Source organism: Nocardioides sp., from assembly GCF_041600255.1.
Classification (GTDB): Bacteria; Actinomycetota; Actinomycetes; order Propionibacteriales; family Nocardioidaceae; genus Nocardioides.
This window is the reverse complement of the sequence record NZ_JBFIKK010000162.1, coordinates 1-6,525: the sequence shown is the minus strand read 5'-3', so window position 1 is coordinate 6,525 and position 6,525 is coordinate 1. Positions and strand designations below refer to the sequence as shown.

3 protein-coding genes are annotated in these 6,525 nt (G+C 70.2%); 2 read left to right on the top strand and 1 reads right to left on the bottom strand.

Annotated elements, in window-relative coordinates; all coding sequences use genetic code 11:
• Positions 1–2,169, bottom strand: a 2,169-nt coding sequence (locus tag ABZE72_RS15090; RefSeq protein WP_372729854.1) for a M4 family metallopeptidase, incomplete at its 3' end; no start/stop codon positions are given.
• Positions 2,170–2,526: 357 nt separating this feature from the next.
• On the opposite strand from ABZE72_RS15090, the gene ABZE72_RS15085 reads away from it, so the two are divergent.
• Both ABZE72_RS15085 and ABZE72_RS15080 read left to right on the top strand, forming a co-directional pair.
• Positions 2,527–5,169: a DNA translocase FtsK gene (locus tag ABZE72_RS15085; protein ID WP_372729853.1), complete on the top strand. Its 2,643-nt coding sequence runs from the start codon at positions 2,527–2,529 to the stop codon at positions 5,167–5,169.
• Positions 5,166–6,525 (top strand): helix-turn-helix domain-containing protein (locus ABZE72_RS15080; RefSeq protein WP_372729852.1); only part of this gene is annotated, 1,360 nt, incomplete at its 3' end. The genes ABZE72_RS15085 and ABZE72_RS15080, both read left to right, overlap by 4 nt.

Here is a 6,525-nt window from a genome sequence, read left to right as displayed (position 1 = left end):
GTCGTTCGTGGCCTCCCAGTCGAAGCCGCGAGCGTCCGGGTACCCGAGCTCCTCGTCCAGCGCCCAGCCCGCCAGACCGTCCTCGAAGTCCTCCGAGAAGACGGCCTTGCTGGTGTAGCTTTCACCGCACACCGCGGGGGCGTTCGGGTCGAGCAGCGGCTGGAAGTTGCACTGGGTCGGCTCCGTGCGCAGCTCCACGGCGTCCGCCATGGCGTCGACGGACGTGCAGTCGTCCGCCGTGATGGGGGCGGCCGGCGTCGAGCCTCCGGTGTCGGAGGTGGAGACCTGGTTGATCTCCGCGCCGATCAGGTCGGTGCAGGACGCCGCCAGGCCGTCGGCCAGGTCGGTGAAGTCCGACGTCTCGGTCAGGTAGGCGATCTGGGTGCGGAAGAAGATGTTCGCCGCCTTGTCCAGGCCGATCCCGTCCACGGTGACGCCGTTGTAGTCGCCACCGTCGACCAGCAGAGCGTAGCCGTGGTTCGGCACGCCCGAGTTGCTGTGCACGCCGCCGGCATCGCTGGTGTCGCAGTGGTACTCGGCGTCGGTGACCTTGCCGGGGTCTCCGTAACAGGTGGGGGTCCACATGTCGCGGATGGCGCCGCCGAACGCGTCCGACTTCTCACCCATCAGCCAGCGGGTGGAGTCCGACTTCGGGTCGGTGTCGATGTCGCGGACCGTGATGTTGACCGTCTCGGTGGCTGCCTTGATGTCGGCGCCCTTCTCGAAGGTCGTCATCAGGCCGTAGATGTCGGCAGAGCCCGACATCGAGAACGGCTGGGCACCGGGCTGGTTGTTGCCGACCACGATCCCGGTGGCGCCGGCATCTGCCGCGTTCCTCGCCTTGGTCGCGAAGGTGCAGGCGCCGCGGTCGATGTAGACGAACTTGCCGGCCACGTCACCGGGGTTGGTCAGCTCCGTGCAGCCGTTGACCGGGCTGCCGACGACGAGGTCGGTGGTCACACCGGTCGAGTCGAAGACCGGGCCGAACGACGCCGGGGCCGCCGGGCATTCACCGGCGATCTCGGCCGGAGCGTTGATCGTCATCCCGATGTTGCCGCGGGTGAACTTCGAGCACTCACCGTCGCCGCGCGGGACGCTGGTGTCGCCCTCGCCCTCGTCGAGGCGGCCGTTGATGAGGTCGACGGTCTCACCCCAGATGTCGGAGTAGGACTCGTTGAGCGCCCCGGACTGCCACTGGTAGATCAGGTTGTTCGTGTACTCGGTGTAGGCGTGGCCCCACTCGTGTGCCACCACGTCGTCGGAGGTGACCCCGTCGCAGTAGTTGGTGGTGTTGCCGTTCCAGTTGGCGTTCGGACACGAGATGGTCGGGTCGTTGTTGACCGTCCGCATCACGTGACCGGCGTCGTCGTAGGAGTCACGGCCGAAGGTGTTCGCGAAGAACCAGTACGAGTCGCCGGTCGAGCGGACCAGGCTCTCCTGGTCCTCGTTGAGGGTGCCGGGCAGGGGGTCGCCCTCCTCCCAGACCAGGTCCTCCGGAGCCGGTGACCCCTCGTAGAGCTCACGGTGCAACCCGCTGTGCATCATCGAGTAGCGGTTGACGGCCTTGCCGGTGTTCGCGTCGATGAAGACCATGTCGCGGATGTTCCGCTCGTTGCTCACCTCGATCACGTGCGCGAGCACGGCCTTGCCGGTCTCGCCGCGGGTGGAGCCGATCCGGTACACGAACAGCTCGTTCGCCACGGCCTTGAGGCCGCGGGTGTCGACCTTGGCGCCTCCGTGGTCGCCGGAGTCCGTGCGGACCAGGGCGATCGCCCGCTCTGCGGCCTGCTCGGCCGAGAAGGTGGGCGTGGGGCTGAGGTTGATCCCGGGAGCGGCGTAGCCGTTGACCGAGGTCAGGTCGCCGTCCTTGTCGAGGTTGGCCCGGAGTTGGGCGCCGAAGACCGGGATGCCCTGGTACTCCTGGCCGAACACGACCGTCCAGCCGTGCTTGTTGGTCATCACGTCACGCTGTCGGAGCTCGCCGGGGCGAGCACCGAAGGCAGCGGCGTACCGGGTCAGGTAGGCGGTCGCCTTGTCGGCGGCCTTGGTGAGGGTGCCGCCCGCGCGCGAGGGCATCAGGTCGCCGTCGCGATGGGTACGGATGAAGCCGATGCGGCCGGTGGCGGCTTCGGTGGTGAGGGCGACGCTTCCGTCGGCCTGGTGACGCATCTGCTGCACCAGGTTGTCGCCTGCTGCTCGCGGGTTCGAACCCGCCGCCGTGGCCTGTACGCCGGGGACGGCCGTGAGGCCCGCTCCCAGCAGTGCCAGACACACTGCTTGCTTGACAATTTTCACGTGATTGTCTCGCCTCCGAGTAGGGAAATGAAGCGGAGCCGACCTGGTGATCCGGGTCACTCCGGGCTCGAACCTAAGTCAGATCGGCGGTCCAGACCAGTGAAGCGCCGGAAATGGTCCGTGAACCTCGGACGATCCCATCCGGATCTCCCGGGAGTCCCGTCGAGTCGGCGCCGACACGCGTGCGTGTGGTCCCTGTGACGGGTGGGACGGTGGATTACGTTGATCACCATGGCGACCCGTACGTCTTCCCCGCCGGGTTCGCGAAGCAAGAGCACCTCCTCGTCCGGAGCGAGCACGACCGGTCGAGGGACCTCGAGCACGCGATCGCGGAGTACCGGCAAGAAGCCCACCACCGCGTCCAAGTCGAGCCGCAGCTCCAGCAGCCGCTCGACAGCCAAGCGACCCGCGTCGCGTTCGACGTCCAAGCGTCCCGCGCCACGCGCGGTCCGCAACGGCCCGGGCCCGATCGCCCGCACCTTCACGATGATCGCCCGCGCCCTGGCGGCGGTCTGGCTGGGCATCGCGCACGGCCTGGGCGCGACCGCCCGGAGCATCGGTCGGACCGCTCGCGACCTGGAGCCCGAGCACCGGCGCGACGGCGCGGGGCTCTTCCTCTTCGGCCTGGCCCTCGTGGTGGCCGCCGCGGTCTGGTTCCAGCTCGGCGGCGGCGTCATGGAGTTCACCCGCACCCTGGTCGCCGGTTCGGTCGGCAAGGTCGGCTGGCTCGTCCCGTTCATGCTCGTCTACATCGGGTGGCGCAACATGCGCGATCCGGTCCACAACGGTCCGATCGGCCGTCAGGTGATCGGCTGGGCGACCCTCGGTTTCGGCGTGCTCGGCATCGTGCACATCGCCAACGGCAGCCCGCAGCCCGTGCTCGGCGACGCGAGCAAGCTCCAGGGCGCCGGGGGAGCGGTCGGCTTCGTCGTCTCCTCCCTGCTCCTCGACCTGCTGCGCACGCCGTACGTCGTGGTGCCGCTGCTCGTGCTGCTGGCCGCCTTCGGGGTGCTGGTGATCACCGCGACGCCGCTCTACCAGGTGCCCGTGAAGCTGGCCGCGACGCGTGACCGGCTGCTCGGCCACCCCGCTGTCGGAGACGACACCGAGGACACCCAGCCGATCAAGACCCGCGGTCGCGGCCGCGACGCCGCCCCGGACGACGAGATCGACCCGGATCTGGGCGACCCCGCCTACGACACCCCGGTGCTCTCCGACCGCGAGCTGCGCAAGCGCAAGCGTGGTCTCGGACAGGTGGCCACCGGCGAGGTCGGCGCCGTCGTCGACGACGACGACCCGGACGCCACCGACGCCTTCCCGCCCGTCGTCACCGAGAAGGCCGAGCTGGAACCCCCGCAGCACACGCCGTTGCCGCCGCGCGTCGAGCAGCTCGCCCTGTCGGGCGACGTCACCTACTCGCTGCCGGCAGGTGAGATCCTCAAGCCCGGCTCCGTGCACAAGGCCCGGTCCAAGGCGAGCGACGCCGTGGTCGAGCGGCTGACCCAGGTGCTGGACGAGTTCGGCATCGACGCCCAGGTCACCGGTTACACCCGGGGTCCGACGGTTACCCGCTACGAGGTCGAGGTCGGCCCGGCGGTCAAGGTCGAGAAGGTCACCGCGCTGTCCAAGAACATCGCGTACGCGGTCGCCTCGGCTGACGTGCGGATCCTCAGCCCGATCCCCGGCAAGTCCGCGATCGGCATCGAGATCCCGAACACCGACAAGGAGGTCGTCTCCCTGGGCGACGTCCTGCGCTCCGGCGCGGCGCGCTCCGACCACCACCCGATGGTCTGCGGCCTCGGCAAGGACGTCGAGGGCGGCTTCGTGGTCGCGAACCTCGCGAAGATGCCGCACCTGCTGGTGGCCGGCGCCACCGGATCCGGGAAGTCCAGCTTCATCAACTCGATGATCACCTCGATCCTGATGCGCTCGACCCCGGACGAGGTCCGGATGATCATGGTCGACCCCAAGCGGGTCGAGCTGAACGCCTACGAGGGCATTCCGCACCTGATCACGCCGATCATCACCAACCCGAAGAAGGCCGCCGAGGCGCTCGCCTGGGTCGTGCGCGAGATGGACATGCGCTACGACGACCTGGCGAACTTCGGCTTCCGCCACATCGACGACTTCAACAAGGCGGTCCGGGCCGGGAAGGTCACCGTGCCGCCGGGCAGCGAGCGGGAGCTCTCGCCGTACCCCTACCTGCTCGTGATCGTCGACGAGCTGGCCGACCTGATGATGGTCGCTCCGCGCGACGTCGAGGACGCGGTGGTCCGGATCACCCAGCTGGCCCGTGCCGCCGGCATCCACCTGGTGCTGGCCACCCAGCGGCCCTCGGTCGACGTCGTCACCGGTCTGATCAAGGCCAACGTGCCCTCGCGACTGGCGTTCGCGACCTCGTCGGTCACCGACAGCCGGGTCATCCTCGACCAGCCGGGCGCCGAGAAGCTGGTCGGCCAGGGTGACGGACTCTTCCTGCCGATGGGCTCCTCGAAGGCCGTGCGTGTCCAGGGTTCCTGGGTCACCGAGGCCGAGATCGCCCAGGTCGTGCAGTTCTGCAAGACCCAGCTGGAGCCGACCTACCGCGACGACGTCACGGCACCGGCCGCCAGCAAGCGTGAGCTCGACGACGACATCGGCGACGACATGGACCTGGTCATCCAGGCCGTGGAGCTGATCGTGTCGACGCAGTTCGGCTCGACGTCGATGCTGCAGCGCAAGCTGCGGGTCGGCTTCGCCAAGGCCGGACGACTGATGGACATCCTCGAGAGTCGCGGCGTGGTGGGTCCCAGCGAGGGCTCCAAGGCGCGTGACGTGCTCGTGAAGCCGGACGAGATCGACGGCGTGATTGCGACCTTGCAGGGGGAGATGTGAACGACGTTGCCGTGCTGGACGTGATCGAGGACGACGTCCCCGAGTCGCTGGGCCTGGTCCCGGACGCGGTCGAGGTGCGCCGCAACGGCGGGCTCTCCGCCCTGGTGGGCGTCGTCGCCTCGGCCGTGGCCATCGCCTACCTCGCCCGGGCCACCGCGTCCGGCTCGTGGGTGGACTGGCTCCTCGTCGCGGTGATGGGCGCCCTGGGCGTCGTCCACCTGCTGAACTTCGTCGACGCCCGGACCCCGCTGCTGGTGGCCGACACCCAGGGGGTGCGGATCCGGCTCGGTCGCACCTGGCGCGGGATGCCGTGGGGGGCTCTCGCCCGCGTCGAGCTGCGACCCCGCCGCGGCCTGCTGCGCGACGGTTTGCTCGTGCTGGTGGCCCGCAACGACGAGCGGGTGCTGGCCGACCTGGACGCCGCCGGCCGCCGTCAGTCCCGCTTTGCGCACCGGGTGTACGGCGCCCCGCTTGCTGTCCCGCTGGCGCTCTCCACGCGGGTCGTCGGCGCCGAGAAGGACCTGCTGGGCGCACTGACCGCGCTGGCTGCCGGGTCGGCCCCGGTGGTGGAGCTCGTCGGCGAGACGACGCGTGACACCGAGGCGGACGAGCTCGCGGCCGACGCTCCGGTCGAGAGCGAATCGACCGAACCCGCCGTCGCCGAGTCGGCCGCGGACGTCGTGGCCGAAAACGAGGCCGAAGGCACGGTCGAGCGCCGCTGGCCCGACCCGCGACCGCTGGTCGCGCTGGCCATCGGAGCGGTGGCCGCCCGCCTGCCACGCCGTGGCGAACGCGACAGCGACGTCGCGGACCAGGACGGCGCCGAGATCGAGGCGTCCGGCGAGCCGCGCGCGGAGACGCCGGAGCCGCGCCTCGCCAGCACCACGCCGAGCCCGCTGCGGGCTCCGATCACGGCGATCCGCGCCGAGGTGCGCAGTGACTTCTCGCTGGGCGCCACGGCCTTGGCCTCCGACCAGGTCGATGCCACCGACGGGCGTGGCCTGCCGGAGGCGCGCGAGTTGCGCCGTCCGGGCAGCGTCAACCTGGTCGAGGACACCGTGGTGTGGGGGGACCGGGTCAGCCCGATCGCCCGGGCGGGCTCCGGTGTGGAGCCCCTGGTGATCGACGACTTCGCCGCCGAGCCCGCCGAGGACCCGGTGATCGGGCCCGAGCTCGCGGCGGCCCGGACCCGGCTCTCGCTGACCGTGGACCAGCTGGCCGATCGCACGCGGATCCGCCCGCACGTGATCGAGTCCATCGAGGTCGACGACTTCGTGCCGTGTGGCGGGGACTTCTACGCCCGGGGGCACCTGCGCACGCTGGCTCGTGTGCTGGGCATCGACGTCGCCCCGCTGC